Source organism: Cyanobium sp. Maggiore-St4-Cus, assembly GCF_024345615.1.
GTDB lineage: Bacteria > Cyanobacteriota > Cyanobacteriia > PCC-6307 > Cyanobiaceae > Cyanobium_A > Cyanobium_A usitatum.
Genome location: NZ_JAGQBL010000013.1, coordinates 68906 through 94249, shown reverse-complemented (window position 1 = coordinate 94249; position 25344 = coordinate 68906). Strand labels below are relative to the sequence as shown.

At 63.0% G+C, this 25344-nt stretch carries 32 protein-coding genes and 1 pseudogene; 13 read left to right on the top strand and 20 right to left on the bottom strand.

Annotation, left to right across the window (positions count from 1 at the left end; all coding sequences use genetic code 11):
• Positions 1-196: 196 nt before the first annotated feature.
• The 5 genes and pseudogenes from KBY99_RS12310 to KBY99_RS12290 form a co-directional block, all read right to left on the bottom strand.
• Positions 197-457, bottom strand: a complete 261-nt coding sequence (locus KBY99_RS12310) for a DUF2442 domain-containing protein (RefSeq protein WP_254999336.1) — start codon at positions 455-457, stop codon at positions 197-199.
• The gene (locus tag KBY99_RS12305; protein WP_254999335.1) at positions 450-683 is read right to left on the bottom strand and encodes a DUF4160 domain-containing protein; all 234 of its coding nucleotides are present in this window, start codon (positions 681-683) and stop codon (positions 450-452) included. Before KBY99_RS12305 ends, KBY99_RS12310 begins: the two co-directional genes overlap by 8 nt.
• A 145-nt stretch (positions 684-828) precedes the next feature.
• On the bottom strand, positions 829-1161 hold the full coding sequence (locus tag KBY99_RS12300) for a type II toxin-antitoxin system HicB family antitoxin (protein ID WP_254962381.1): 333 nt from the start codon (positions 1159-1161) through the stop codon (positions 829-831).
• A complete protein-coding gene (locus KBY99_RS12295) occupies positions 1158-1412 on the bottom strand; it encodes a type II toxin-antitoxin system HicA family toxin (RefSeq protein ID WP_193913882.1) in 255 nt (84 codons plus the stop codon). Before KBY99_RS12295 ends, KBY99_RS12300 begins: the two co-directional genes overlap by 4 nt.
• A gap of 238 nt (positions 1413-1650) precedes the next feature.
• Positions 1651-2579 (bottom strand): annotated as a pseudogene (locus tag KBY99_RS12290) (integron integrase).
• Between the two features lie 174 nt (positions 2580-2753).
• Here KBY99_RS12290 and KBY99_RS12280 point away from each other — a divergent pair.
• Positions 2754-3695 (top strand): HNH endonuclease, encoded by a 942-nt coding sequence (locus KBY99_RS12280; RefSeq protein WP_254999332.1) that lies wholly within the window; start codon positions 2754-2756, stop codon positions 3693-3695.
• A 196-nt stretch (positions 3696-3891) separates the two neighbouring features.
• Positions 3892-4500 carry an SIMPL domain-containing protein gene (locus tag KBY99_RS12275; protein WP_315857994.1) on the top strand — a complete coding sequence of 203 codons (609 nt, stop codon included), beginning with the start codon at positions 3892-3894 and terminating at the stop codon, positions 4498-4500.
• 16 nt (positions 4501-4516) lie between these two features.
• On the opposite strand, the gene KBY99_RS12270 is transcribed toward KBY99_RS12275, so the two are convergent.
• On the bottom strand, positions 4517-5374 hold the full coding sequence (locus KBY99_RS12270; protein WP_254999331.1) for an ion transporter: 858 nt from the start codon (positions 5372-5374) through the stop codon (positions 4517-4519).
• A gap of 289 nt (positions 5375-5663) precedes the next feature.
• On the opposite strand from KBY99_RS12270, the gene KBY99_RS12265 reads away from it, so the two are divergent.
• Positions 5664-6680 carry a fatty acid desaturase gene (locus KBY99_RS12265; protein WP_254999330.1) on the top strand — a complete coding sequence of 339 codons (1017 nt, stop codon included), beginning with the start codon at positions 5664-5666 and terminating at the stop codon, positions 6678-6680.
• A 117-nt stretch (positions 6681-6797) separates the two neighbouring features.
• Here the strand turns inward: KBY99_RS12265 and KBY99_RS12260 are convergent, their stop codons facing one another.
• Entirely contained in the window at positions 6798-6941 is a 144-nt protein-coding gene (locus tag KBY99_RS12260; RefSeq protein WP_254993856.1) for a chlorophyll a/b-binding protein, read from the bottom strand.
• A 58-nt stretch (positions 6942-6999) separates the two neighbouring features.
• On the opposite strand from KBY99_RS12260, the gene KBY99_RS12255 reads away from it, so the two are divergent.
• The gene (locus tag KBY99_RS12255; protein ID WP_254999329.1) at positions 7000-7587 is read left to right on the top strand and encodes a PAP/fibrillin family protein; all 588 of its coding nucleotides are present in this window, start codon (positions 7000-7002) and stop codon (positions 7585-7587) included.
• A 5-nt stretch (positions 7588-7592) separates the two neighbouring features.
• Complete coding sequence (locus KBY99_RS12250) at positions 7593-8006, top strand: VOC family protein (RefSeq protein WP_254999327.1); 414 nt, start codon at positions 7593-7595, stop codon at positions 8004-8006.
• Here the strand turns inward: KBY99_RS12250 and KBY99_RS12245 are convergent.
• Positions 7999-8835: a PfkB family carbohydrate kinase gene (locus KBY99_RS12245; protein WP_254999324.1), complete on the bottom strand. Its 837-nt coding sequence runs from the start codon at positions 8833-8835 to the stop codon at positions 7999-8001. The two genes, KBY99_RS12250 and KBY99_RS12245, sit on opposite strands and share 8 nt — an antisense overlap.
• Before the next feature lie 64 nt (positions 8836-8899).
• On the opposite strand from KBY99_RS12245, the gene KBY99_RS12240 reads away from it, so the two are divergent.
• Genes KBY99_RS12240 through KBY99_RS12230 form a run of 3 tightly spaced genes read left to right on the top strand, consistent with a single transcriptional unit; the run spans position 8900 to position 10628 of the window.
• Complete coding sequence (locus KBY99_RS12240) at positions 8900-9490, top strand: PCC domain-containing protein (protein ID WP_254999323.1); 591 nt, start codon at positions 8900-8902, stop codon at positions 9488-9490.
• Positions 9487-10053 carry a hypothetical protein gene (locus KBY99_RS12235; protein WP_254999322.1) on the top strand — a complete coding sequence of 189 codons (567 nt, stop codon included), beginning with the start codon at positions 9487-9489 and terminating at the stop codon, positions 10051-10053. Before KBY99_RS12240 ends, KBY99_RS12235 begins: the two co-directional genes overlap by 4 nt.
• Entirely contained in the window at positions 10050-10628 is a 579-nt protein-coding gene (locus KBY99_RS12230; protein WP_254999321.1) for a rhomboid family intramembrane serine protease, read from the top strand. Before KBY99_RS12235 ends, KBY99_RS12230 begins: the two co-directional genes overlap by 4 nt.
• Positions 10629-10638: 10 nt before the next feature.
• Here the strand turns inward: KBY99_RS12230 and KBY99_RS12225 are convergent, their stop codons facing one another.
• Positions 10639-11151 carry a TspO/MBR family protein gene (locus KBY99_RS12225; protein ID WP_254999320.1) on the bottom strand — a complete coding sequence of 171 codons (513 nt, stop codon included), beginning with the start codon at positions 11149-11151 and terminating at the stop codon, positions 10639-10641.
• 7 nt (positions 11152-11158) lie between these two features.
• On the opposite strand from KBY99_RS12225, the gene KBY99_RS12220 reads away from it, so the two are divergent.
• On the top strand, positions 11159-11515 hold the full coding sequence (locus tag KBY99_RS12220) for a hypothetical protein (RefSeq protein ID WP_254999318.1): 357 nt from the start codon (positions 11159-11161) through the stop codon (positions 11513-11515).
• Here the strand turns inward: KBY99_RS12220 and KBY99_RS12215 are convergent.
• From KBY99_RS12215 to KBY99_RS12200, 4 genes are all read right to left on the bottom strand, one after another.
• The gene (locus KBY99_RS12215; RefSeq protein ID WP_254999317.1) at positions 11485-12237 is read right to left on the bottom strand and encodes a GNAT family N-acetyltransferase; all 753 of its coding nucleotides are present in this window, start codon (positions 12235-12237) and stop codon (positions 11485-11487) included. The genes KBY99_RS12220 and KBY99_RS12215 overlap by 31 nt on opposite strands.
• Positions 12238-12257: 20 nt before the next feature.
• On the bottom strand, positions 12258-12956 hold the full coding sequence (locus tag KBY99_RS14835; RefSeq protein ID WP_261352637.1) for a hypothetical protein: 699 nt from the start codon (positions 12954-12956) through the stop codon (positions 12258-12260).
• Positions 12957-13017: 61 nt separating this feature from the next.
• Entirely contained in the window at positions 13018-13233 is a 216-nt protein-coding gene (locus KBY99_RS12205; protein ID WP_106501664.1) for a Nif11-like leader peptide family natural product precursor, read from the bottom strand.
• Between the two features lie 5 nt (positions 13234-13238).
• A complete protein-coding gene (locus tag KBY99_RS12200) occupies positions 13239-13403 on the bottom strand; it encodes a hypothetical protein (RefSeq protein ID WP_254999316.1) in 165 nt (54 codons plus the stop codon).
• Between the two features lie 131 nt (positions 13404-13534).
• Between KBY99_RS12200 and KBY99_RS12195 the strand changes: the two genes are divergently transcribed.
• A complete protein-coding gene (locus KBY99_RS12195; protein ID WP_254999315.1) occupies positions 13535-14068 on the top strand; it encodes a TerB family tellurite resistance protein in 534 nt (177 codons plus the stop codon).
• Between the two features lie 27 nt (positions 14069-14095).
• Here the strand turns inward: KBY99_RS12195 and KBY99_RS12190 are convergent, their stop codons facing one another.
• Genes KBY99_RS12190 through KBY99_RS12180 form a run of 3 tightly spaced genes read right to left on the bottom strand, consistent with a single transcriptional unit; the run spans position 14096 to position 17755 of the window.
• The gene (locus tag KBY99_RS12190) at positions 14096-14239 is read right to left on the bottom strand and encodes a chlorophyll a/b-binding protein (protein ID WP_106501661.1); all 144 of its coding nucleotides are present in this window, start codon (positions 14237-14239) and stop codon (positions 14096-14098) included.
• Positions 14240-14279: 40 nt separating this feature from the next.
• Positions 14280-16145 (bottom strand): DNA helicase RecQ, encoded by a 1866-nt coding sequence (gene recQ / locus KBY99_RS12185; protein WP_254999314.1) that lies wholly within the window; start codon positions 16143-16145, stop codon positions 14280-14282.
• A 14-nt stretch (positions 16146-16159) separates the two neighbouring features.
• Positions 16160-17755, bottom strand: a complete 1596-nt coding sequence (locus tag KBY99_RS12180; protein WP_254999313.1) for a glucose-6-phosphate isomerase — start codon at positions 17753-17755, stop codon at positions 16160-16162.
• Between the two features lie 178 nt (positions 17756-17933).
• Here KBY99_RS12180 and KBY99_RS12175 point away from each other — a divergent pair, with 178 nt between their 5' ends.
• On the top strand, positions 17934-18773 hold the full coding sequence (locus KBY99_RS12175; protein ID WP_409996568.1) for a helicase DnaB: 840 nt from the start codon (positions 17934-17936) through the stop codon (positions 18771-18773).
• 81 nt (positions 18774-18854) lie between these two features.
• Here KBY99_RS12175 and KBY99_RS12170 read toward each other — a convergent pair whose 3' ends face one another.
• Genes KBY99_RS12170 through KBY99_RS12160 form a run of 3 tightly spaced genes read right to left on the bottom strand, consistent with a single transcriptional unit; the run spans position 18855 to position 21812 of the window.
• Entirely contained in the window at positions 18855-19733 is an 879-nt protein-coding gene (locus tag KBY99_RS12170) for an N-acetylmuramoyl-L-alanine amidase (protein WP_254999312.1), read from the bottom strand.
• Positions 19730-21463 (bottom strand): M61 family metallopeptidase, encoded by a 1734-nt coding sequence (locus KBY99_RS12165; protein WP_254999310.1) that lies wholly within the window; start codon positions 21461-21463, stop codon positions 19730-19732. The genes KBY99_RS12170 and KBY99_RS12165 overlap by 4 nt, the downstream gene beginning before the upstream one ends.
• Positions 21464-21467: 4 nt before the next feature.
• Positions 21468-21812: a DUF1257 domain-containing protein gene (locus tag KBY99_RS12160; protein ID WP_254941509.1), complete on the bottom strand. Its 345-nt coding sequence runs from the start codon at positions 21810-21812 to the stop codon at positions 21468-21470.
• Between the two features lie 6 nt (positions 21813-21818).
• Here KBY99_RS12160 and purN point away from each other — a divergent pair, with 6 nt between their 5' ends.
• Complete coding sequence (purN, locus tag KBY99_RS12155; protein ID WP_254999309.1) at positions 21819-22520, top strand: phosphoribosylglycinamide formyltransferase; 702 nt, start codon at positions 21819-21821, stop codon at positions 22518-22520.
• Here purN and argC read toward each other — a convergent pair.
• Positions 22511-23575: an N-acetyl-gamma-glutamyl-phosphate reductase gene (gene argC / locus KBY99_RS12150; protein ID WP_254999308.1), complete on the bottom strand. Its 1065-nt coding sequence runs from the start codon at positions 23573-23575 to the stop codon at positions 22511-22513. The genes purN and argC overlap by 10 nt on opposite strands.
• A gap of 157 nt (positions 23576-23732) precedes the next feature.
• On the opposite strand from argC, the gene ribBA reads away from it, so the two are divergent.
• Entirely contained in the window at positions 23733-25337 is a 1605-nt protein-coding gene (gene ribBA / locus KBY99_RS12145; protein WP_254999340.1) for a bifunctional 3,4-dihydroxy-2-butanone-4-phosphate synthase/GTP cyclohydrolase II, read from the top strand.
• Positions 25338-25344: the final 7 nt, after the last annotated feature.

Here is a 25344-nt window from a genome sequence, read left to right as displayed (position 1 = left end):
AAAGTTGCACCCCCGATCTCTTTCCTGGCTCCAAAACCCTAAGCCAGCGGCCCTAAGTTCAACTCACTTCTAACGGCTACTTCTCTCCACGCACCAGTTCCACTGACCATCCTTCGAACGCTCGCCATCACCTGGCCGCAAGAAATGCTCAGCGAAGAAGAAAAGCTTACGGCGGCGGCTCAGGTGGATGGTGGTGTTAGCTGACCAGTGCCTTTACCTGGGGCGCTGGCGCACCTCGAAGCAGGCCATCCACACTTAAATCCTCATCGATATCTGGCCAGTGGATTCCGTAGCCAGCCCCAGCAATCTCCCAGTTGTCACGCTCCTGGGAAGTTGCATGAAGAAGCCGTGGGAACCAAGCCAACGGCACCGAGATAGATCGTCCATCCGCCAAGTCGACGATCAGCCTGTCCTCAGTCAAGGCAACGTCAGTGACCTGCTCACCAGGGTTAGCCATGAAACTCCTCCCATGCCTTCAGCAGGCTAGCTCTGTTCAAGCTGACCAGTCGTTCAATCTCTCGCTGCTCCCTGGCGCCAAAGCCAAGGCTCGATGCCAGTGCAACGGGAAAAAGCCAGACTTTGCATGACGCCTTATCTCTGTCAACATGAACATGGGGTGGCTCGTTTGGCTCGTGACTATAGAAGTAGATCCGGTAAGGTCCACTTCTGAGGATTGTGGGCATCCGAAATCGCTACCATCACCATGAGGATACCGACCACGGCCTTCCTGTGCAGCTAACGGCTGCCCCTGAGTGGCAGGCAAGGACTAATTGCGAAACGGGAAATGGGTGGTGGCCTGTCCACTCCAGGGGCTTGTTATCCGTTCCTTTATGCCGTGACACTTCTCTGGAGTGCTTCCTGCGCGAGCGTATTGAGACTCTTTCCCTGCACCTCCGCAGTCATCGCCAATTTCTCGTGTAGTTCAGGCGGAATCCGAAGATTGAATCTGCCAGAAAATTGTCTGCGGGGCTCGATTCCTTGCTCCTTGCAGACCTCAAGAAAGACATCCAATGACTTTTTGAACTCTCGGCGAAGCTCATCCGGACTGGATCCATAGAAGTCCGCTCCACCAGAAAGGCCAAGAATTTCCCCGCGAAACTGATTCGTTTCTTCGTCGTACTCAATTCTGGCGTGGTAGCCATCCACATTCATCAGGTTCATGGTGTCACTCCGTGTTCTTCAAACCATTTGCGGATTGAAGCAACAGCACCCTTGTCTGTATCAGGCGATGGGTGGGGTCTGTGAAAGACCCTGACTTCGCCAAACAGAACGACCGCGACTCGGCTGCCCGCCCGCTCACTGACATCCCCACCAAGCTCCTGAAACAGGGCTTCAATGTCCCTCCACGGCAAGCTGCCGCTTACGGGTCGGGAAAAGATCAGCTCAAGGGTGCGCTGGTGCTTCCGCTTCATCCATGCATGGTACTACCAATCGGTACCAGGTGCGACTTGCGGTCAACGGCTTGCTGGATACGGATAACTCTTTATTGGACGGTTCCGTGAACCGAGGCGCGCACATTGTGCCTTTCCGATAACCAAAGACGCCTAGCGTCGTTAATTCCCTGAGACTTTTTACCCTGCATAGGGTCTTTCAGAACTCCCTCCCAAGATAGCCGTGGTTCACGGGTCCGCGAACCAACTGTTCAGATGGTTACAGAGCGTCAGCGGGGCTGCGTACACCGTGAGGGCCTCTATTCAGGACGTGGGTATAGATCATGGTGGTACTGACGTCCTTGTGACCGAGCAGCTCCTGGATCGTGCGTATGTCCTGGCCCCTCTCCATTAGGTGAGTGGCAAAAGAGTGGCGGAAGGTGTGACAGCTGGCCGCCTTGGTCACACCAGCTTCAAGTAGTGCCCGCTTCACAGCCTTCTGTACCACGCTCGGATCGATGTGGTGTCGCCCCTGAGCACCAGAAACTTTGTCGCACCATCGCTTTTGCTGGGGAAACACCCACTGCCACGCCCATTCACGTTCCGCATTCGGATACTTGCGGGCCAAGGCATAGGGCATCAACACGCGGCCCCAACCCGCCGCCAAATCGCTCCGATACAGCTCGCGCACTTGCTCCAGATGCTCCTGGAGCCCAGGCACCAAGCTCTGGGGCACCATCGTCATCCGATCTTTGCCGCCTTTTCCATCGCGCACGGCGAGCTCCCGCCGCTGGAAATCCAGATCCTTCACCCGCAGCCTCAGTGCCTCCATTAGCCGGAGACCACTGCCGTACAACAACCCAACAACTAGCGCAGGCTCACCCTCCAGCCGTTCTCTCACCGCCCTCACCTCGCCTTCACTGAGCACCACCGGCACCCGCTGACGCGTCCGGGCACGCACCACCCCATCGAGCTCCAGCTCGCGCTCCAACAGATCTCGGTAGAGAAAAAGCAACGCCACCAGTGCCTGGTTCTGAGTGGAGGCACTCACCTGCTTCATATCTCCCGAGGGTGGCGCAGGTGATGAAAGCGCAGAAACCGCCGCAGCCACAGCTCATAGGTCTTCACCGTGCGGCGCGCGTAGTGGCGTGTCTGAAGTAATTCCCGATAGCGCTGTATCAGTCCAGGAGGTTTGACTACAGGGGCCATGGTTGTTGGTAGTGGGTTCTATACAGAGTTCCCCTACGCGACCATCAAGCTGCTTAGTCCCTTCCCCATCAACAGCACCCTGCTGGTGAACGGCAAGGCCTGGCTGGTAGGCAGGGATATTGAAGCCCCGACCGGTTTTATGGGGTACAACAGGTCAAAACCTAGCGAGTATCAATGCCCTCCTACTGGTGGGTGAATCACAAACAGACCTACCGGCAGGAGACCGACGGCGGCTACATCTGGTCGCCGAAGACCAATGCCAACGGCGCCCGCAATGTGACCTACGACAACCTCACCCGCTGCCAGCGGGGGGATGTGGTGTTCAGCTATGCGAATGGGCGCATTAGCCAGTTGGGCCTCGTGGAAACGGCGGCGGTCACGGCCACCAAGCCGCCGGAATTTGGCTCAGCAGGGGAGAACTGGAGCCAGGAGGGCTGGCTGGTGCGGGTGAACTGGCAGCCGCTGCGCCAGGCCCTGGTGCCGCAGACGTTCTTTGAGCTGCTGCAGCCCCTGCTGCCCGAACGCCACAGCCCAATCAGCACCAGCACGGGCCGAGGCAACCAGGGGGTGTACCTGGCAGGGCTGAACGAAACCCTGGGCCTGTTGCTGCTGAAGCTGATTGAAGACCACGCCGATCCGGCGGTGCGCGTGCACCTGGTGGTGCTGGCAGAAGAGGGCGCCTACACCGAGGCCCTGCTCGATGACATGCAGCTGCTGCGGGAGGTGCCCAGCAGCACCGAGCGCGATGCGCTCACCAAGGCGCGGCTAGGGCAGGGGTTGTTTCGCCATCGGGTGTCGGAACTGGAGCCGGCCTGCCGGGTTACGGGCCTGGCGCGGCAGGAGTTCCTGGTGGCGAGCCACATCAAACCCTGGCGATCCTGCGACAACAGCGAACGGCTCAGCGGCGCCAACGGCCTGCTGCTCTCCCCCCATGTGGACAAGCTGTTTGATCGCCATTGGATCAGCTTCGATTCAGGCGGAGAGCTGGTCTGGCAGCACGAGGCGGCAGGGGAGGCCTTGCGCTGCTGGGGCATCGAAGGGGCGAACCTGATCCGACCGTTTAGCCGGGAACAAGAGGCGTTCTTGAGTGCCCACCGGGATGCCTTGAGGCACTGAGTGTAATTAGGGCGCTGCTGCCAACATCGCCCGCGACCGCGCCACACCCGAGAGCCTTAGCCTGAAGATTGTCTTCGAATATTCCTTCAACTAACAGCTACTGGGCTAGATAAACAAGCCATTCTTCGCAACAGCATTGAGACAGGCAAGCGACAGCACAATAGGCTGAATTAAGCTGCTTCCAAGACGAGTGAAAATGCAGAACTGGGCGCTCAGCAGCTGGATGTTTCTCAAGCGGACGCCAACACTGGTGTTTGCCATGGCCGTGCTTGGACTCGGGCTCACCACCGCCAGTGGCGTCATGGTGAGGGGCATCCGCAACGCCAACGACACCATCACAGTTACTGGAGCCAGCACGGAGCGAATTACATCCGACTTCGTCGATTGGTCGGTGAAGGTCTCCCAGAGCGGGGCCAGCCAGCAAGCTTCTTACCAAGGGCTGCAGCCTGCAGTAGAGCAAACCGTGGCCTTCCTCAAGGCCCAAGGCATCGAGGCCGATGAGATGGAGCTCGACTCGGTCAAATCGGAAAGGCAGGAAGTGCGCGATCCCCGCACCGGGAACCTGCGCTCCACCACCTGGACCACCACGCAAGCAGTGCTGATCGGCAGCTGGAATGTCGCCAAGATCTATAAGATCTCCGGTCAGATTGGGCAGTTGATCGGCAAGGGCGTGCCTCTGGAGCGGGTCGACATGCTGGCAAAGGCCACAAAGGACACCCGGGCTAGGGCCGGCGCCGGCATCGGCGCGATCACAAACGCCGACAAAGGACATCACTGCGGTGATGGCCGTGACCTTCAGGGTTGAGTGAACCTGGCAAGATTTATTGGCTATCTGTGCATTGGCCAGGCTCACTCTCGGGGCCAAATGGGCGCCCGCAGGAGCTACAAATCCCCTTGTCTTCCCTACCACGCCGGATTTCTTCTTCATAGCCAGCTGCAATGATGCCAGCAGGTAGGGCAAAGATGGCAATCCCAAGCAGCTGAATTATACCGCCAAGGAATTTGCCAAGCGGTGTAACTGGAGCCATGTCACCGTAGCCAACAGTCGTAAGCGCCGAGATTCCCCACCACATCGCCGCAGGAATACTTGTGAATACCTCTGGCTGGCTTTCAACCTCAATAATGTAAATGGCGCTCGAAGCCAGGATGAGCATAACCACAACCAATGCGAGTGCCACACCAAGATCTCCGCGGCGTGCAGCGATCACGCGCTTCATGCGACCGATGGAATCCGAATAGCGACCCAACTTGAGCACCCGTGCGAATCTCAGTAGCCGGAGGACTCGGAGTATTCGCAGATCAATAGCGGAGGCAGGTAAGGCGAGCGTGATGTAGAATGGCAAAATCGCTAAAAAATCAACCACACCCAAGAAGCTGCTCACGTAGCGCAGCCGGCCAACAATCGGCTGCCGGTAGCGTGGATCAGCCGTACAGGACCAAATCCTGGCTGCGTATTCGACGCTGAAGACCGCTACCGAAAAGATCTCAAACGCCCAAAAAACCGTGCTGAAGCGCAGCTGCAGGCTCCGCACCGTTTCCAGGATGACGGCAAGCACATTCAAAAGGATCAGCACGAGCAGGGAAACGTCGACCCAATCCCACTCGGCCACCCCGCTTTGCTGATCCTCACTGACATCCAGGAGCTCCCAAACTCGCTGGCGCAGCTCTAAGCCAGTCATTTCCCTAATGCCCTTGAAACACGCTGAACCATAAGGAGAGGTGGCTGTGCCTGCCAAGGCGCGGCAGCAGGGTGCTGATACCTAAGGTCACATAGGCCTTTTCGGGGCCGTTTCCATTCCCCCTTGTCCTGCGGCAGCTTCATTGACTCCACCTGTTTCCCTGCCGTCCCTAGCCACCGCGCAGGTCGCCACGCCAGCAGCCACTTATCCCAGCAAAGCTGAGCTGCTTGCCTGCCTGCCCTCTGAGTTAACCAAGATCAACCCGGTTAAAGCCTGGGGAAGTCTGGCCATGTCCCTGGGCCTATCTGTTTTGGCCTATGGCCTGGGAACCCTGATCCCCCTGCAGTTCAGCGCTGCGCCCCTCTGGCTGCTCTATGCCGTAGTCACTGGAACGTTGGCGGGAGGTTGCTGGGTAATTGCCCATGAGTGCGGTCACCGTGCCTTCCATCCCAACCCCCGCGTCGAAGCGGTGGTGGGATTTGTGCTTCACAGCTTGCTTCTTGTGCCCTACTTCAGCTGGCAGCGCAGCCATGCGGTACATCACGCCAACTGCAACCACCTCGAAGCAGGTGAAACCCATGTGCCGCCTCGCTCCGATTCCAGCTCGGGACGCTTCGTGGCCGGAACAAGACGGCAGCTGGGCCAGGCCCTCTACGGCGTGGCCTCCCTGTTTACCCACCTGGTGTTGGGTTGGCCCCTTTACCTGATGTTTGGTGTTGCCAGCGGCGAAGAGTACGGCAGCCCCACCTCCCATTTCACTACGGCTGCACCCTTCCGCAACGGTGCCCGCCAGCTATTTCCCGACTCCTGCCGTCGCCTGATGGTGATCTCAAACCTCGGACTTCTGGCGATGGTTGCGGTACTGGTGTGGGCTTCCATCCACTTCTCCCCGGCGAGAGTGCTGCTGGTATACGGACTGCCCTATCTGGTGGTAAATGCTTGGTTGGTTGGCTACACCTGGCTGCAGCACACCGATACCGATATTCCCCACTTCTCCACCAGCGACTGGAATTGGGCAAAAGGTGCTCTACAGACGGTGGATCGTCCTTATGGCCCCCTGCTCAACCTGCTGCATCACGGCATCGGCTCAACCCATGTGTGCCATCACATCAACCCGAAAATTCCCCACTACAACGCTTGGCGGGCCAGCGCCTTGCTCAAGCAGCGTTTTCCCGAGCTAGTTCGCTACGACCCCACACCTATCCATCGCGCCTTGTGGCGGGTAGCAACTCGCTGCACCGTAGTTAGTCAGACTGGAGTGAATGGTGGCTTCTATTACAGTTCGAGGCCAGCCAGCCAAATCTAGCTAGATCTAGCTAGATCTAGACAACTGCCCATAAAAAAAGCCCGGAGTAAGAGCTTCGGGCTTTTATTTTAGGGATTAAAATCACTGGTAAAAACCAGAGATTATGAGCTCTAGCAATCAGCCTAGGCCCAGTTGAGCAGCGATGCTTTGACCGGTGAGCAGCTCGGTGCCAAGACCAATCACAAAGCCCATCATGGCCAAGCGGCCGTTCCAGGTCTCAGCAAAAGCAACAAATCCGAAGCGGGCGGTGGATTCGGTCATGAGTGTTGAGGAATGTTTCAACAACTATAACTGGTTGTAAAGACCTCGGCCAGCCCAGATGTTGAAAGCAAGAGAGGAGCTGCTGGTCCTGTTGCGTCGTGGCGCCAGGGGGGAAGCCCAACGCCAGGGGCCGCGGGTAAGGGAGCTGATTCTCGAGCTCGAGCGCACCTCTCCAGTAGATCTCGCCGCCCCAGGTGCCCTCGAACTGCTGGAGGGGGTATGGGAGTTGCGCTGGAGCAGCAGCAGCCAGCCCTATCTGCAGGCTGTGCCATGGCTGGAGAACCTGCAGATACTGGCTCCATCGCGGGGGCGCGCCCTGAATCTGTTGAGGCCGCCAGGGCAGCTGGCCGGCCTGGGTGGCATAGCTGTAGAGGCCAGCATCCAGCTCGAATCAAGCCCTGGCGATAACAGCTCAACTCCACAGCAGCGGGTGCAGGTGAGCTTCCAGAGCGGTGGCTGGCGCGGTCCTCTGCTGGGCACCACACGCTTACAGCTGCAACGGGAGGTGCAGCAAAGCTTTCCAGCCTGGCTCGACATCACCGTGCTCACCGAGGAGCTGAGGCTGTGCCGTGGCAACGCCGGCACCATCTTTGCCCTGCTGCGTCGCCCCGATCTAGCCGTTGCAGACTTTTTCGACAATCAATAAAAACGGTGCAAGACACCCCAAGCCTGAGCAGCTCCCTGGTGCTGGCTGCAGACAATCCCCCTGCCCTGGCAAGGTTTTACGCCGATTTGCTGGTGGTAGAGCCCCTGCAGGGGCTTGGGGCCAGCCATTGGCGGGTGCCCTGGCCCGCCGGTGGCTTCCTGGAGATCTACGCCCCATCCCAAAACCGGCCCCAAGCCAAACAACCAGGCCGGCTAGCAACGTGCCTGCAGCGCAGCGTGCCTGCCGGCAACGACCACGATGCTGCCATGGCCCTGCTGCAGGCCTGGCTGGCGAGCGCCATTGGGCTGGGCGCCACGCTTCTGGACGGTCCGCGCCAGGAGGCCTTCGGAGTGGAGGCCTGGCTGCTGGATCCGGAGGCAAACAGGCTGCTGCTGCTGGTGCAAAACCAGGTCAGTTAGAGCGGGCGTAGGGACCAAAGGCAACGGCGCACTCGGCACCGCAGCGGGCGCCCAGGTTGATTGCTGCGGCAGCGGTCCAACCAGCCGCCAGTCCCGCCATCACCCCGGCTGCAAAGCTGTCGCCGCAGCCATAACTGTCGACCGGCGGGGCCACCAGGGCCTGGGCAGCGAAGCGCCCGCCTGGTTCGCTCCAGCCACCAGCCGCCCCTTCGGTGGCAATTCGTAGTCGGGGGGGGCGCGATAGAGCGCCAGCGGGCACCTGCTCACCCGGGTCGAGGGCGCTGCCGATCAGGGCATCGCAGCTCACTCCGCTGGCCTCCAAGAGCGGCAAGCCAACCCGTGGCGTGGCGCCGAGCAGCCGGGCCCGGCGGCATTGCTGCAGAGCTGCCGCGTCGGCCGCGGTCACAAAGACGCAATCGCAGCAGGACAGATCAGCCCAGGGGAGTGGATCCCTAGCCAACGGGGCCAGTCGCTCGCCGATCACGGTGATGCTGCGGTCACCGGCCCGATCCACAAAGCTCACCCCCCGGCGGGTTGGGGCATCCCGCCAGGCCACCTGAAGATCAAGACCCAGCTCCGTGAGCCGCTCCGCTGAGCGCTCGCCGGTGGCGTCCCGGCCCAGGGAGGTGAAAAACCGCACCCGCTTGCCGCTGAGACGGGCCAGCTGCACCGCCACCACCGCCCCACCACCGGCGGGTTCCTCCAGAAAGGCGGTGGCCCGGTCGATCGAGCCAGCAACCGGCAGCTGCTCCACTGCCACAAAGCTCACCCACTCCACATGTCCCACCACCGCCAGGTTGAGGGCAGCGAGGGCGGAATCCGGGGCCATGGCAACAGGGCAACCTCACCAGCATGGGCCGGCGTAGCCTTGCACCCACCTATCTATATCTGCCATGCGTGCCGTGCCGCTGCACCTCGAAGCCGGCAGTGATGTGCGCCGCAGCCTGGAGCAGCTGGCCCTAGAGCACAACGCCGGCGGCTTTGTGCTGAGTGTGGTGGGCAACCTCTCCCAAGCCGCCTTTGCCTGCCCTGGCAAAAGCGCACCCACGGTTTTGGCTGGCGAGCTGGAAATCATCACCCTGCAGGGCACAATCAGCCCGGATGGGGTGCACCTGCACCTGAGCTTCTCCGATGCCAGCTGCCAGGTGTGGGGCGGCCACCTCGAGCCCGGCACCCTGGTGCTGCGCGGCGCCGATCTGCTGGTGGGCCTGCTCAGCACCGGCACCAGCCCAGCGCCTAGTGCATCGCCGACCACATCAGTCAACAGCGAACCGCGAGTTGAAATCGCCGGCCGGCCGGAATGCCCCTTTTCGCGCCGGGCCCTGCGCATGCTGCGCACCCTGGGCATTGCCTTCGTCGAAATCGAACCCGACGAGACGGGACCGGTGCCCCAGCTCTACATCGATGGCGTCGCCATTGGTGGCTACAACGAGCTGGCCGAACTGCACAGCCGCGGCGAATTAGACGCGCTGCGCAGCCTGTGAGCCCCGAGTTAGGGGTTGCCACGCTGCAGCTAGGCACCACTAAGGGCTGTGGCCTGGCCATCGGCGCCTATCCCCACTTCAGCTACGACGCCAGCGGCGGCGGCGGAACCGGTGAGCTCGGCCCCGGCCCAGCTGGCGGCCCGCAAACCGTGAGCTTCGAGCCCGCCAGCCTGTTGATTCCGCCACTCAACTGGCGCACCACCCGGGTGCTGGGGCTGCCCCTGCCCCCGGGCCTGGAGATCGCCATCGCCCCTGAGCAGCTGGCGGGCAGCATCGATTCAGCAACAGGTGCTGTTCAACTGCACTTCCAGGCCCGCTTTCGCTTCCGCATTGCTGGGCTCTACCGCGCCCCCGACCTGGTGATCGACACCCTGCTCAGCACGGGCGCAGCCCAGGGGCAACGCCACCGGGCCATGGGCCAGCCCCTCAGCGCCGATGGCACGGCCCTGCTGGTGGGAGTGGCAAGCGTGCCACCGTGCGGGGACCCCTGGCTGGATCGTCTGCTGGGCCTGCCTGATGAAGCCCTTGCCATGCTGCGCTGCAACTTCAAGTGCGAGCCGTGAGCGAATCTCTACCCCAACGTCTGGATCGCTTGATCGCCCGGGCCGGTTTCAATCTGCTGCTTCCGCCGCTGATTTTGCTGATTCCCTGGCTCCAGGAGCTGGTGGACCAGCTGGTTTTCGGTGGCAACTGGAACCTGCCGATGACGCCCGGAGGCTCCTTCCTCGGGGTGCTGACAGCTCCCTTCAGCCATAGCGGTTTTGGCCATCTCCTGGGCAATTCGCTCACCTTTCTGCCCCTCTCCTGGCTGGTATTGCTGCGCGGCCGCCGCGACTATCTGGCCGTTTGGTTGGGGGTTTATGCCACGGCTATTCCGGTATGGCTGCTCTGGCCCAACGGCAGTCACGGACTTTCCGGGGTCGTGTACGGGCTGCTGGGCTACCTGCTGCTGATCGGCTGGCTGGAGAAGCGGCCCCTCTCCCTGCTCCTTTCAGTGCTGGCCCTGGTCACCTATGCGGGGGTGCTGCCCAGCCTGCTGCCGATTTTTTCACCGCCAGGGGTGAGCTGGATCGGCCACCTCAGCGGTTTTGGCGGCGGCCTGCTGGCGGCCCTGGCCGTGGCTCGCGAGTCGCCATAGGTGACCAGGGCTAGCGGTTGAGCTGACGCATCTGCCAGGTAACCCAGGTGCCCACCGGGCTCCAGAGCAGGTAAGGCAGCAGCAAAGCAGCCGCCAGCAAGCTCTCGCTAGCCACAGCGAGGGTGAGGGCAATGCCCCACACCCAGCCAGAAAAGCCAATGACCGTGCCCCTGCCCAGGCTGCGGCTACGGCAAATCACAAGCGTGTAGCTCTGCACCAATACCAGCTGCACCAGGAAAGCCGCCATCCACAGGCCGCTCCAGCTGGCCTGCCAGGTGAGCCAAGCCGAGATGTAGAAGCAGGCGTAGATCAGCAGCCAAATCACGGGAATCAAGCCCTCAAACACCAGCCAGCGCGGGCGGCGCAGCCGCATAAACCAAGCAAAATCCTGCCGGCTTGGATTAAGGCCCCACGCCACCGCCACAATCACCAACAGAATCACCAGGGCGGCGAGCACTGCAAAAAGAATCAGCGGCACTCCAGCCTGCAGGTTCAACGCCCCCGATGCAGAAAACCAGGCCACGCCAACAATGACCCCAACCAGCAATTCAGATCAAGCCAGCGAAGTACCCAGCCAGGAAGTAATCCTTGCCGCCTCCAGCCCCTGGGTGGCTGTAGTGCTTAACCTGGTGCCTGGTTTAGGTACGGGATACATCTATCAACGCCGCTGGCGTGCCTACTGGATCAGCTCAGGCCTGGCAACGGCCTGGTTTGTGGCGGGAGGTGTCCTAAGCCAAAACGTGGACGAGGTGTTGATGCCCGATTTGGTGCAGCAAAATCAACTGATCGGTCTAGGCGGCCTGCTGCTGCTGGCTGTTGTTACTGCAACGGAGGCTGGCCTCGCCGCCCGCCGCGCTCAGCCCAGCTCCAGGCAGGCCAACCCGTAGACATCGCCCAGGGGAACCGCCGGCAGGATGCCCCGATACATCCTCAGCGTCTCGGCGACCACCGCAAAGCCCAACTGCAGCAGCAGGGGCCCGATCCGCCAACCCTCGCCTCGATGCAGCAGGCAAGTCCGGATCCGGCCAAAGCCGTGGCATGAGCCATCCGGGCCGATCAGGGCCAGCACCGTGCCGGCGGGATGGTGCAGCCAGTCGGCGAGGAAGTGGGGCCGGGGGCTGAGCTCCCGCTGGGCGTCGTAGGACTGCACGGCCCTGTCGGGTATGGCATTTCCCTCAAGCAGGCTGAGGCCCTCTGGAGTAGTGGCGGGCGGGAGGTTGCCATCACTGATCCGCTGCCAGCGCTGGGTTGGCGACGCCGGCGCAAAGCCCCAACTGGGGAAGTCACCGATGCGATCGGGGGCGGCCTCAATGCCGATGCAAGTAAGGCCCTCCAGATGCTGCAGGGCCCGCTGCCAAAGCTCACGGCCAAATCCCTGCCCCCGGTGCTCTGGTTGCACCAAAAACATGCTGATGAAACCGTATTCGGCGTTGTAACGGACCCCGGCAATACAGCCGATCGGACGACCGTTGAGGCAACCAACCCAAAGCCCCTGGCGGTCCGTATGGCGGTAGATGGCTAGGTCTCCCTGGCCCGGCGCGAAGTGTTCAGCGCGGGCCCAGGAGGTGACGTCAGCGAGATCGCCCTTATCCAGGGCCCGAATCCGCAAAAGGGATGGGGCCAGCCCGCTCAGTTGGAGCCGTAGGCGATGTGGCAGCTGGCATTGAGCACCTGGGCCTGGTCGGCCGTGGTCGGTGCCATGCCATTGATCAGCCCCTGCTTGCAATCGCTGGTGGCTGTCATCAGGGGCATACCGGCAACGCCGTAGGCAAACTGAACTCGATTAGGTGGCAGCGCTTGAACCGAGCCGTAGTCGAGCTGCAGGCTGGTTTGGGGCACCACGATCACGGTCGACTGCTGATACGTAGCTGCATTAACAGCACTGGTGATCGCAGCAGCCGTTGCCAAGCTGCCCACTCCCCAGGCCACTGAACTGGCTCGCCACCAGGGCCAGGCCGCTGGATAGGGCCGATACCAGCCGGTGCTCCAGGTGCGCGAGGACCAGTAACCCCCTTGGCGACCCCAGGCCGGATTCCAGGCAGAGGCCCCTGGGGCGCCGCGGGTAAGACCAGCGCCAGGGGCACCCCAGCCCACACCAGGGCGAGCTCCCGCTCCGGGCGCCCCTACTCCGGGTGCTCCCACACCAACGCCCGGTCTCGTTCCGGCGCCAGGAGCACCCCAGCCCGCCCCTGGACGCACCCCCGCACCGGAGCCCGCCCCACCAAAGCCGCCGCCGCCCATGGGGCGGGCCAGAGCGGTGAAGCTGCCCGCAGCTGCTACGACGAGCCCTAAGCCAATCGCCGTGATCAGGTCTGTCCGCTGGGCCATGGTGTTGCTGCTGCGTTCACTAAAGATGGTCTAACCGCGAACGGAGCCCACGGCACGGCAGCTAGTTGTATTCCCCAGGCAGGTCCTGCTTGGTAACCGTTACGCGGCCTACTTTTTTGCCTGAAAGCCGCAGCAGCTCGTCGCCGGAAAATTCAAAGCCCAGGCCTGCCCCGATCTTGGCCACATCATCCGCAGTAGCAGCGGCTTGCACGGCTTGCCGAAGCGACTGGTCATCCTGAACCTTGCCCAGGAAGGCCTTCAGCTGATCGAGGGACATGGGGTCTAGCCGACAGTGCGATCCAGGATTGCGACCACATCTGGATCGACCTGGGCCAGCCGCTCGAGCACTAGCTGCAGATCAAGGGCGGTGAGCTCGCCATCGGGCTGCCATTTGAGGCAGGTGCGTCCCAGGCAGCTGGTTGTCAAACCTTGGGTGGTATGGACCATGGCCCACCTCGGTTGTGTGTTCAATTCATCATCATCTGGATTGCTGCCCTTGTATGCCCCCATCTGGGGGTGATTTCCACAGAAACAAGCCAAGGGCTGGTCAAAATGGCGCTAAAGCCATCTCCTGCACCATGACCCTTGAAACCGGGCCCAGCAGCTCGCAGCGAGACCGTCAACTTGACCTGCTCAGGGTGGTTTGCTGCGTGGCCTGGGCCGATGGCGATGTTTCCGCAGACGAAAAGCGGCTGCTCGAGAAACTCGTGGCCAAGTACTTCCCCTCTGGAGATGGCTCGGGGGCAAACCAGGAAGCTGCGCTTCAGCTAGCTGCCTGGACAGTCGACTCGACCGTGCTGGACGAAGTGATTCCCAGGCTGAGTAGCGGGGAAGACCGGTCTCTGGCCCTGAAGCTCAGCTACATGATGGCCAAAGTGGGCCAACGACCTCAGGACAGTTCGCCGATCAACCCGGCAGAGAAGGTGCTTTACAGGCAGCTGGTGGAAGCTCTTGGCCTAAGCGAATCTGAAGTGGCTGAGGCCGAATGGGCCGCTGAACAGGAGCTGTCCAGCGGCAAGGGGCTATGGGCTGCCCTAGGGGCAGCCTTCGCAGGTCTCGGTGCCTGGCCCAGCCAGGAAATGCTGGAAACCCCGGGCATGCAGTGGCTTTGAAGCCAGCTGATCAGGCCCGATTGGTACTCAGCCCAGACCGATCTGGCTCAGGATGCCCTGGCCAGTAAGCAGCTCGGTGCCCAAACCGATCACGAAACCGAGCATGGCCAGGCGGCCATTCCAGGTTTCAGCAAAGGCAACGAAGCCAAAGCGGGTTGTGGAGTCAGCCATGAAAAGAATCCTTAAGGAAACATGAACTCAATGTAACGCCTCATGAAGCTGGCGTTTGTGTCCCCTGATGCAAAAGGGCAGCATCCAAGCTCGCCAGCAATGCCGCGCCATAGCGATCGAGCTTGGCCTGGCCCACACCGCCGATCCCAGCCAGCTGCTCCAGGGAGCGTGGCCGGCGGGCCACCACCTCCACCAGGGTGCGGTCGTGAAACACCACGTATGGCGGCACCCCCTGCTCCCGCGCCTGCTCGCGGCGCCAATCCTTCAGCGCCTGCAACACGGGCGCCTCATCAGGGTTCAGCTCTGCCGCAGCAGGAGCCGGGCTCACCCCAGGCTGGCGGCGGCGCTCACGCTTCGCTGGCGGCAGCCGCAGCAGTAGCTGGGTCTCACCCCGCAGCAACGGCTTGAGCCGCCCGTCCTCGCCGAATCCCAGAGCCCCATAGCGCTCGGAGTCGGCTTGGAGCAACCCCTGGGCCACCAGCTGGCGAAACAGGCTGCGCCACTGGCCGCGATCCAGCTCCTTGCCAATGCCATACACACCCAGCTGCTGGTGGCCGAGCTCGCGAATTCGGGCCGTATCTGCCCCCAGCAGCACATCCACCAAATGGGCGGCACCAAAGCGGCTGCCCGTGCGGTACACAGCCGATAGGGCCTTGCGCACCGACTCGGTGGCATCGACGGCCGTATCTGGCTCTAGGCAGAGATCGCAATTTCCACAGGGCTCGGGCAGGGTCTCGCCGAAGTGGCTGAGCAACACCTGACGGCGGCAGCCGCTCGCCTCGGTGAAGCCAATCAGGGCATCGAGCTTGCCGTGCTCAACCCGTTTTTGCTGCTGCTCCGCGTCGGAGTCGTCGATGAAGCGGCGCAACTGGGGCACATCGCCGCCGCCATGCACCATCCAGGCCAGGGCCGGCAGACCATCCCGGCCGGCGCGGCCGGTTTCCTGGTAGTAGGCCTCCAGGCTTTTGGGCAGGTCCACGTGGGCCACAAAGCGCACATCCGGCTTGTCGATGCCCATGCCAAAAGCGATCGTGGCAACCACCACCACGCCGCTATCGCGGCGGAAGCGCTCTAGGGCCACGCTGCGCACCGCCCCATCCAATCCGGCGTGATACGCAACGGCGTCATATCCAGCCGCCTGCAGGTCGCGGCAGAAGCCATCCACCCGGTTGCGGGAGCGGGCATACACAATTCCTGAAGCGCCGCGGTGATCGGCGAGCAGCTCAAGCAATTGGCGGCGGACGTCGTCCTTATCGCGCAGCAAATAGCGGATGTTGGGGCGATCAAAGCTGGCTAGGAACACCCGCCCCTGCTCCAACTGCAACCGGGCGCGGATCTCGTCTCTGGTGCGGGGATCGGCCGTAGCGGTGAGTGCCAGCCGGGGCACGGCGGGAAATCGCTGGGCCAGCACCGATAGCTGCAGGTATTCCGGGCGGAAGTCATGCCCCCACTGGGAAACGCAGTGGGCCTCATCAATGGCAAACAGGGCCAGGGGTAGGGCAGCAAGCCGCTCGAGGGTGTCCCCCGCCAGCAGGCGCTCGGGAGATAAATAGACCAAATCCAGTTGGCCCGCCCGCAGTAGGCGCCAGGTGTTGGCGGTTTCCTCAGCGCTACAGCCCGAGTGCAGCGCCGCAGCCCGCACCCCCGCCTGACGCAGCCCCTCAACCTGGTCTTGCATCAGGGCGATCAGGGGCGAAATCACCACCGCCGTTCCCGCTCGGCAGAGGGCCGGGATCTGGTAGCAAAGCGATTTGCCCCCACCGGTGGGCATCAGCACCAGGGCCGAGCCACCAGCCACCACATGCTCAACAATCTCCTGCTGGGGCCCCCGAAAAGCGCCGTAGCCAAAAACCTCGCGCAGCACCTGCCCGGGAGAGGCAGGGCTCGCCGCAACGAGCTCTGGCATGGGGATTTCCCTGATCAGACCTTGGCGAACTTCATCGCCGCCGGAGCACCCCAGTCACCAGTCACTTGATAGCCGCGGGGATTGGCGCAGAGGTGGCGCAGGATCCAGAACAGGCTCTCTGGGCTGTCCGTGCCCAGGGCCTGCTGCAACTCCTGCAAACTGCGCTCCTGGCCATCACTGAGCAGGGCTTCGAGCCGCTCCTGCAGGGCCAGGATCAGGGCTGCTGCCTTTTTGCCGGCCTCCACCCCAGGCTGGTCGTAGGCGTTGACATTTACCAGTTCGGCGTAGAGACCCACGGCGCGCTCAAACAGGGCGATCAGGGCACCTAGGGCTGTGGCATCAAAGCGGCGCAGAGTGATCGAGAGGCTCTGGCGCCCCCCCTCCATCAGGGCCGAACGGGTGCCCTGAAGGAAGCCATCGAGGAAGTCGCCAGGGATCTCATCACCGATGGGCGGGATATCGCTGGGCTCTTCTAAGGCCTCGATGAAGGTCACAAAGAAGTTGTCGATGCCATCGCGCAGCTGCTGCACATAGGCGTGCTGGTCGGTAGAGCCCTTGTTGCCGTATACGGCTATTCCTTGGTGCACCACCTCGCCGTCGCGGTCGTGCTTCTTACCAAGGCTCTCCATCACCAACTGCTGGAGATAGCGACTGAAGACCTCCAGCCGATCGCGATAGGGGAGCACAACCATGTCGCGTTTGCCCTGGCCATGGCCGGCGACAAACCATGCGGCAGCCATCAGGGCAGCCGGGTTATGGAGCAGATCTGACACCCGGGTCAGGGCGTCCATTCGGGCGGCGCCGGCCAGAAAGCCACGCAGATCGGCACCCACCAGGGCCGCCGGCAGCAGGCCAACCGCACTGGTGATGCTGGTGCGGCCACCCACCCAGTCGAACATGTCAAAGCGGCGCAACCACTGACCGGCGACGGCCACCTGGTCGAGCTTGCTGTCGAGCATGGTGACCGCCACAGCCTGGGCAGCCCATTGCCCGCCCCGGGCCTCGAGCCGAGCCTGGGCTTGCTCCATGCCGATATGGGGCTCAGGGGTGCCGCCCGACTTGCTCACCACCACCACCAAAGTGGTGGCTAGGCGGCCGTCCAGGCCCGCCAAGGTGCGGCTCATGCCCGCGGGATCGACGTTGTCGAAGAAGTGGAAGGGGAGACCCTGACCCTCTTCCTGTAGGGCGCGCACCATCAGCAGCGGGCCGAGGCCGGAACCGCCAATACCGATCCAAAGCACGTCGGTGAACGGCTGGCCATTGGGAGCACAAAGGCTGCCGTCGAGCACCTCACGGCCAAAGGTCTCGATCCGCTCCACCTCGGCATTGATGTGCGCGGTGGTGGCGGCGTCTGGTGCCAGCTCTGGGGTGCGCAGCCAGTAGTGGCCAACCTGGCGCTGTTCATCCGGATTGGCGATCGCACCACCCTCTAAGGCCGACATCGCCGCAAAGGCCAGCTCGAATCGGGGAGCCAAGGCATCGAGATCGGCCTGGCCGATCGCCATGCGACTCACATCGAGCCAGATACCAAGATCGCTCTCATACCAAAGCAAGTCGCAGAAGCGTTGCCATTGGATCTCGGCATTGGAGCCATCAAAGTTGGCAAGCATGGGCTTGCGGCTCAAGCCGCTCTCGTCGCCAGAACTTAGATCTGACCCCGCCCCAACACCAGCCCCAACACCACTACTAGCCCCAGCCCAAGCCCGAGGGACGGACGGAAGACCGTTCCGTAGTCAGGTGACTGGCCCAAAAAAATTCCGTAATATAAAACCAAATTAATAAGTGTTTGTGCCTAACCCCACCAGCTACCCGCGCTGGCTTGCCCTAGGCAAGCGGCTGGTAGGGGTCCGGCGTCTCACCGGCCTTACAGCAGCCCTACTGGCTGTTGCAAGCATCCCTCTCCTTAAGGGTCCAAAAACGCCCCTGCTGCTGCTAGATCCCGGGCTGAGCGGCAGTATCAGCTCCGCCCCTGGAGAAGGTCAACTTGGTGATCCACTGCAATTTTCCACAGACGAACTGAAGGAGCTGCAGCGCCGCTTTGGTGTCCACGGCCCCCAGCCCCGCTTGGCCCAGTTATTCACCAGTGGCATCGACCAATTAGAGCCGCTGCGCAGCCACACCCTGGGGCGCTTGGTAGAGCTTCGTCCCCTGATCCTGGCCGAATCCCAGCGCCAGAGGATCAATCCCGTGTTGGTGGCGGCAGTGTTGTTTGACGAAATGCGGCACGCCAAGCCGGGCGAAGATCTGCCCCTGGCGGCCCATTCCGGCTTATTCAGCACCCATGGCCCCGCCCAACTAAGCCTCGGCGAAATGGTGCACCAAGGCCTGCTGCCGCCCAATGCCTCCGAAGCCGAAATCACCGAGGCCCGCAACCAGCTGCTCGATCCCGAACGCAACGTGGTGTTGCTGGTGGGCAAATTCACCCGCCTCAGCCGCGCCCTCGAGCTGCCCCAGCGCCCCCTCCAGGCCAGCGGCAACCCCCGTGACGCCAAGGCCCTAGCCACCCTGGCTTACCTCCACAACGGCAAGCTCGACTATCCCCGCCGCATCCTGCGCACCATGCAGGATCCCGAACTCCATGCCCTGCTGTATGCCACCCGCAAACAGATCCCAGCACCACTGATCTAAATTAATTGCTTGACAATTCAATTAACTGTTTAATAATTTAATCAGCAGTTTAATTATTTAATCCATAGTTAAATAATTCAATCAAGGCTTGCAGAGCAGGCCGAGGTTTTGCATTCGGGTTTGCAACTCAGACCAACGGAAGCTGCGGGGATCAGCTCGCTCGCCGCCCAGGTCCACGGCCCGGTGGGTGGTGATGTGGGAGGCCGGTATGGGGAAACGCTGCATCCAGCCAGCTAACAGGGCCGCCAGGGCGTCGTATTGGGCTGAGGTGTAACCGCTATGGGCTGGTCCGTCGTCCTCGCCATCGAGGGGCGTTTCCAAGCTGATGTGCAGAGCGAAGTTATTGATCGAGCCGCCCACCTTGGCGTTCGTTACAACCCAGCGGCCGTTGAAGGCCGAATTGCCAGCACCGAAGGCCCGTTTGGAAGGGTCGAGCACCTGCACCACCGAGCCATCGCCACCAATCAAGGTGTGGTAACTCACCTGATCTTCATCGCGGGGATGGGGCGTCACAAAGGTGTTGATGGCTGAACCAATGCCATAAACCGTTTCGTGCAGCACCACCAGCTGGGGTGTGGGATCCACCGGATTGCCGTAGGCATCACGATTAGAGCGCTCGCCAAAGTTGGTGGGGTGGATCTGCACCCGCGCCGGGGAGGTTTGGACCCTTTCTGCCAATTGCTGCAGTCTTAAACGCTGGGCTGGATCGCCGGGAGCGCAACTCGCCTGCAGGGGGGATTGCCAAGCCGAGTGGGTGGGCGGCCCAGGTGCCGCCCGGCGGCCCGGCTCAGGTGCTGCCGGAGCTTGGCGCACCTCTTCCAGCAGCTCGAGCAGGCTGGGGCGCTTCTGGCCCCCACTCGGTTCGGCTGAGAGGTCCCTAGCCAGCCAGCCAAGCCCGCCCAGGGCGAGCATGGCGCCGGCGCCTAGGGCGATCCAGAGGGGCTGGCGGCTGGAACTCATGCAGCCTCAAGACCCAGCCAGCGGCGGCGGCGCTCAGCACAGCCGGAATCAGTAGTGGCGGGATCGAGCTGGAGCTGCCAGCTCTCCACTGCTGGTGCTGTTGGCAGCAGCACGGTGCTGCGCACCAAACCATCCCGGCAGAACAGTAGCTGGTGGGGAATCAGGGGAGCCTCCGGCCGCAGATGCACCATGAAATCGTCAATGCTGCGCAGGCGCAGGTCATCGAGGGCAATCCATTCATCGCCCACTACCAGCCCCGCCCGTTGGGCCGGTCCATCGCGACCCACCCGCTGCACAACTAAACCGCCGCTGCCTAGCTCCAAGCGGCAGCCCAGCTCCTGGCTACCGGCCAGCCGGGGTTCAAGCCGCAGGCCCATATCGGCCAGATAGCCATATAGGGGCGGATCCTCACAGGAGCTGAGCCAGCGGGGCAACAGCTCAGCTAAATCGGGCGCCTGGCTGGCAAAGGCAGCAATCAGGTCTGCCTCCTGGTAACCCCGGCCCACGGCGCCATGGCTGGCCCAAAGCTGCCGCAGCACCACGGGCAGACCGCTGCCGGCGCGGCGTAGGTGCAGGTCCAGCACCAGGGCCAGCACCGCGCCCTTGAGGTAGTAGCTCACCTGGCTATTGGGGGAGTAGGCATCTGGGCGGTAGAGCTTTACCCAGGCCTCCTCACTGCTGGCGCGCAGGCTCTGCAACCGCCGCCCAGCACTAAGCAGGTAGCGGCTCAGATCCGCGCCCAGATCCTCAAGCAGCTCCGCCTCGCTGCTGCAGCCAACGCTATGGGGCAAAAGCTGATCCACATAGCTGGTGATTCCCTCGGCAAACCAGAGGGTGGGCACCACCACCGCCTGGTCGTAGCGATAAGGGCTCAGCTCGGCGGGCCGCAGCCGGCGCACGTTCCACTGGTGCAGGTATTCATGGGCGGCTAGCTGCAGCAACTTGCGGCGGCCACCAGGCTTGGCCAGGGCCAGACGGCCAAACTGCAACACGGTGCTGCAATCGTGCTCCAGGCCGCCATAACCGCCTTCGGTGAGGTGCAGCACAAACAGGTAGTGGTCGGCCGCAGGTCGCTCCACGCCCATCAACCGGCAGCAGGCCAGGCAAACCTTTTCGAGATCGCTGAGCAGCTGGGGATCACTGTCAAGCAGATCGGCGCCTTGGAGATCGCGGCCCCAACTCACCCAGCGGTGGGGCACACCGGCGACGCTGAAGTGATGGGAGCGATGGGGACCAACCTCAATCGGCGTATCGATAAGTTGGTCGAAATCGACGGCAAGCCAGCCCTTCGCCGGGCCCGGCAGCTCTGGCAGGGGCACGAAGGCATCCCAGCTGGGCGGAAGGCTGAGCTGCAGCCGGTGGGGCGACCAACGCTCCCCCTCCAGCTCCAGAACCACGGCTGCTAAGGCCAGAAAGCCGTGGTCGCCATCGAGATGGCAGGTGCGCACCGTGAGCTCGGCGGCCAGCACCGCGTAGCTGATTTCGACTGGTTCGAGGCTGGGCAGCTCTAGCTGCCAACTGCTCGGGCTGGTGCGGCGCGGCTCCAGCTGGTGTCCAGCCTGAGTGATTTCCAGACTCTCAAGCTGCCGCACATAGTCGCGGATCAGGTAGGAGCCGGGAGTCCAGGCCGGCAGGGCCAGGCGCAGGCTCAGGTGAAGGGGGGTATGAAGCAGGCGGACCCGCACCAGGTGCTGGTGGCAGGCGGTGAGGTCAAGATGCAGGTCAGGCACGGCGTCAGGACGCCACGCTCACCTGGGCCCCAGGAAAGGCGCTGGCGGCCTGGCGCAGGGCCAGCTCGGCGGCGTAGCGGCGGGTGATGGCGCCAAGCAGGCGCTGCAGGCTCTGGGAGCGGCTAAGGCGCTGCAGGTCGCCAACCAGGGCAAGGGAGCCGTCGCGGTGGCGCTGCCAGCCCAGCCTTTCACCACCCGGCAAAACAACTTGCAGAAGAACGGGCTGGCGCTCGGTGGCAAAGCCCTTAAGCACCCCGCCATAGATGGGGGTGTGGCCCAGGGCCACCAAGCTGGCGGCGAGCCCCTCGGCATCGCGCAGCACTGTGGGCAGGATGGTGAGGTGGGACACGGCGTAATGCCCGCTTTTTCAGACCCTAGCGATCAAGAGACCTGCGTCCAGTGGCCATTGCCACCGGAATTGCATCCGGAATTGCCACCGGATTGGGCCAGGGCCCAGCCAATCCTGCGGCTGGGGGTGATGGCTTCGGGAGCCGGCAGCAACTTTGAAGCCCTGGTACAAGCCTGCACAGACGGCCAGCTCCAGGCAGAGGTGGCCCTGCTGGTGGTCAACAATCCCGGCTGCGGTGCCCAGCAACGGGCCGAGCGCCTGGCCATACCTTGCCAAGTGCATGACCACCGCAGCGTGGCCAGCCGCAAGGCCCTCGACCAGGCCCTGGTGGGGGCTTTTGAGGCAGCCGGCGTTGATGTGGTGGTGATGGCGGGCTGGATGCGCGTCGTCACGAGCACCCTGATCAGCGCCTTCCCCGAGCGTCTGATCAACATTCATCCCTCGCTGCTGCCCAGCTTCCGCGGCCTTGATGCGGTGGGCCAGGCCCTGGCGGCGGGGGTCACCCTGGCCGGCTGCACCGCCCACCTGGTGTGCGAGGAGGTTGATGCGGGGCGCATCCTGGTGCAGGCGGCGGTGCCGGTGTTAGCCACGGACGACCACGCCAGCCTCAGCGCCCGAATCCAGCGCCAGGAGCACCGCATCCTGCCCCTGGCGGTAGCCCTCACCGCCCAGCACCTCACCGCCCAGAACCTCTCAGCTCAGGGATAGAAGGGGAGTAAAGGCAGGCCGGCGGTGGGCTCAAGCCCAGCCATCAGGTTGAGACATTGCACCCCCTGGCCGGCCTGGCCCTTGACCAGGTTGTCGATGGCAGCCATCACGATCAGCTGGCCGGTGCGGCGATCCACCTGCACCGAGAGCAGGGCCCGGTTGGTCTGGCGCACCCATTTGGTGGAGGGGTATGTACCCACCGGCAGCACCTCAACGCAGGGGGCCTGGCGGTAGGCGGAAGCCAGCAGGGTGACGCAGTCTTCAGCGGTGAGGCCTGGGTCGCGCAGACGGCAGTAGACGGTGGCCAGCAGGCCCCTCACCATCGGCATCAGGTGCGGGGTGAACTGCAGCTGGATCTCATGGCCCGCCACCCGGCTAGCCAGCTGCTCAATCTCACTGGTGTGGCGGTGGCCCACCACCCCATAGGGAGCAACAGCTTCGGAGCATTCCGCCAGCAGCAGGTGCTCCTTGGCGGCCCGACCACCACCGGAGGTGCCGGTTTTGGCGTCGATGACGATCCCGGTGGTGTCGATCAGACCCTGCTTCAAGAACGGCAACAGCCCCAGCAGTGAGGCCGTGGGGAAACAGCCAGGAGCCGCTATTAAACGGGCGGTGCGAATCGCCTCCGCCTCCCATTCGGGCAGGCCATAGACGGCCTCAGCGCAGAGGTCGTCATCGCTGCGGGGCACCTCCCGGGCCTCGCTGGCATACACCTCCTGCCAGCGGCTGAGGCTGCTGAAGCGGTAGTCGGCGGAAAGATCAACCACCCGCACACCCCGCTGCAGCAGGGGCGGCACAAGCTGGGCCGCCAGGCCATTGGGCAGGCTGAGCACCGCGAAATCAGCCGCCGCAGCGATGGCATCGGGGTCTGGGGTTTGCACCACCGGGTCGCCGGCCAGGGGCAAAAAGGGCACCAGCTCACTCCAGCGCTTGCCGCTGCTGCGCTCGCCGCCCAGGAAGCTGATATCCAGGGCAGGGTGCTGGTGGAGCAGGCGCAGGGTCTGGAGGCCTCCGTAGCCACTGGCGCCGATTACCGCAACACGCTTGTTGGCCATGGCAAGGCCCGGGGGCAGGACGAAGGGGCTTTATAAAGGATGATTGCGCTAGGGCCCAGTCCCCGCACGCACTCCGTTGACCCTCCTGCGCGACTCGAGTTCCACGCCCTTGCCATCCGGTTCCAGCCCGGAGGTCGCTTTGAACGGGGAAGAGCGAATCGCTTTTGACTCAGTTGCCGATGGTCTAGCCGCGATCCGCAACGGCGAATCAATCGTGGTGGTGGACGATGAAAATCGTGAAAATGAAGGCGACCTGATCTGCGCCGCGCAGTTTGCAACGCCCGAGCAGATCAACTTCATGGCCACCGAGGCCCGGGGCCTGATCTGCCTGGCCCTGGAGGGTGAACGGCTCGATGCCCTGGATCTGCCGCTGATGGTGGATCGCAACACCGACAGCAACCAGACCGCCTTCACGGTGAGCGTCGATGCGGGCCCAGAAAACGGCGTCAGCACTGGAATTTCCGCCGACGATCGCGCCCGCACCATCCAGGTGGCGATCCACCCCCACACCCGTCCGGCCGACCTGCGCCGGCCTGGCCACATCTTCCCGCTGCGGGCCAAGCAGGGCGGCGTACTGAAACGCGCTGGACACACCGAGGCCGCCGTCGATCTGGCCAGGCTTTCAGGTCTCTATCCCGCCGGCGTGATCTGCGAAATTCAAAACAGCGACGGCTCCATGGCCCGGCTACCCCAGCTGGCTGCCTACGCCAAACGCCACGGGTTACGCCTGATCAGCATTGCCGAACTGATCAGTTACCGCCTCGACACCGAGCGCTTCGTGCAGCGCCAGGCGGAAGCGGCCATGCCAAGCGCCTTCGGCGACTTCCGCGCCATCGGCTACCGCAACGAACTCGATGGCAGCGAGCACGTTGCCATCATCAAGGGCCAACCACAGCTGGCTAAAGAGCCCGTGCTGGTGCGGGTGCACAGCGAGTGCCTCACCGGCGATGCCTTTGGGTCGCTGCGCTGCGACTGCCGGCCCCAGCTGGAGGCTGCCCTGCGCATGATCGAAGCCGCCGGCGTTGGGGTGGTGGTGTATCTGCGCCAGGAGGGCCGGGGCATTGGCCTGATCAACAAGCTCAAGGCCTACTCCCTGCAGGACACCGGCCTAGACACGGTGGAAGCCAACGAACGCCTTGGCTTCGCTGCCGACCTGCGCAACTACGGAGTTGGGGCTCAAATCCTCAGCGACCTGGCCATTCAGCGTCTGCGCCTGATCACCAACAACCCGCGCAAGATCGCAGGCCTTGGTGGTTATGGATTGCAGGTCGAAGACCGGGTGCCGCTAGTGATGGATGCCGGCAGCCACAACGCCGCTTACCTGCAAACCAAGCGCATCAAACTTGGCCATCTGATGGGTGATGGTCCCTCCTGCCCGATCGGCGGACCCACGGCAGTGCTGGCCTGGCACGGCCAGGCCCTGGCGAATGGCCAACTTGAGCAATTGCAACTCTGGGCCCTGAAGCAGGGGCTGCAGGTGGAGCGAGAGGAGCATCCAAGGCTGCTGGCCCTGCTCGACCAGCCCCAGCTGGCGGTGCTGCTGGGCGGCCTCGACCATGCCGGCAGCGGTGTGGGGGCCGTTGCTGCGGCGCTGGTGCTTATGGGCGACTGGCCCCACACCGAACGGCTAAGCCTGCTACTAGCCCCTGATGGCCAACGCAGCAGTCACCCCAGCGCTGATCTGGAGTCAGAGCAGCGGCCCCTTGCAGATTTGGGCACCAGCCTGATAGTTCAGCCCGGTGCCTTCCTGGTATGGCGCTGACCCAATC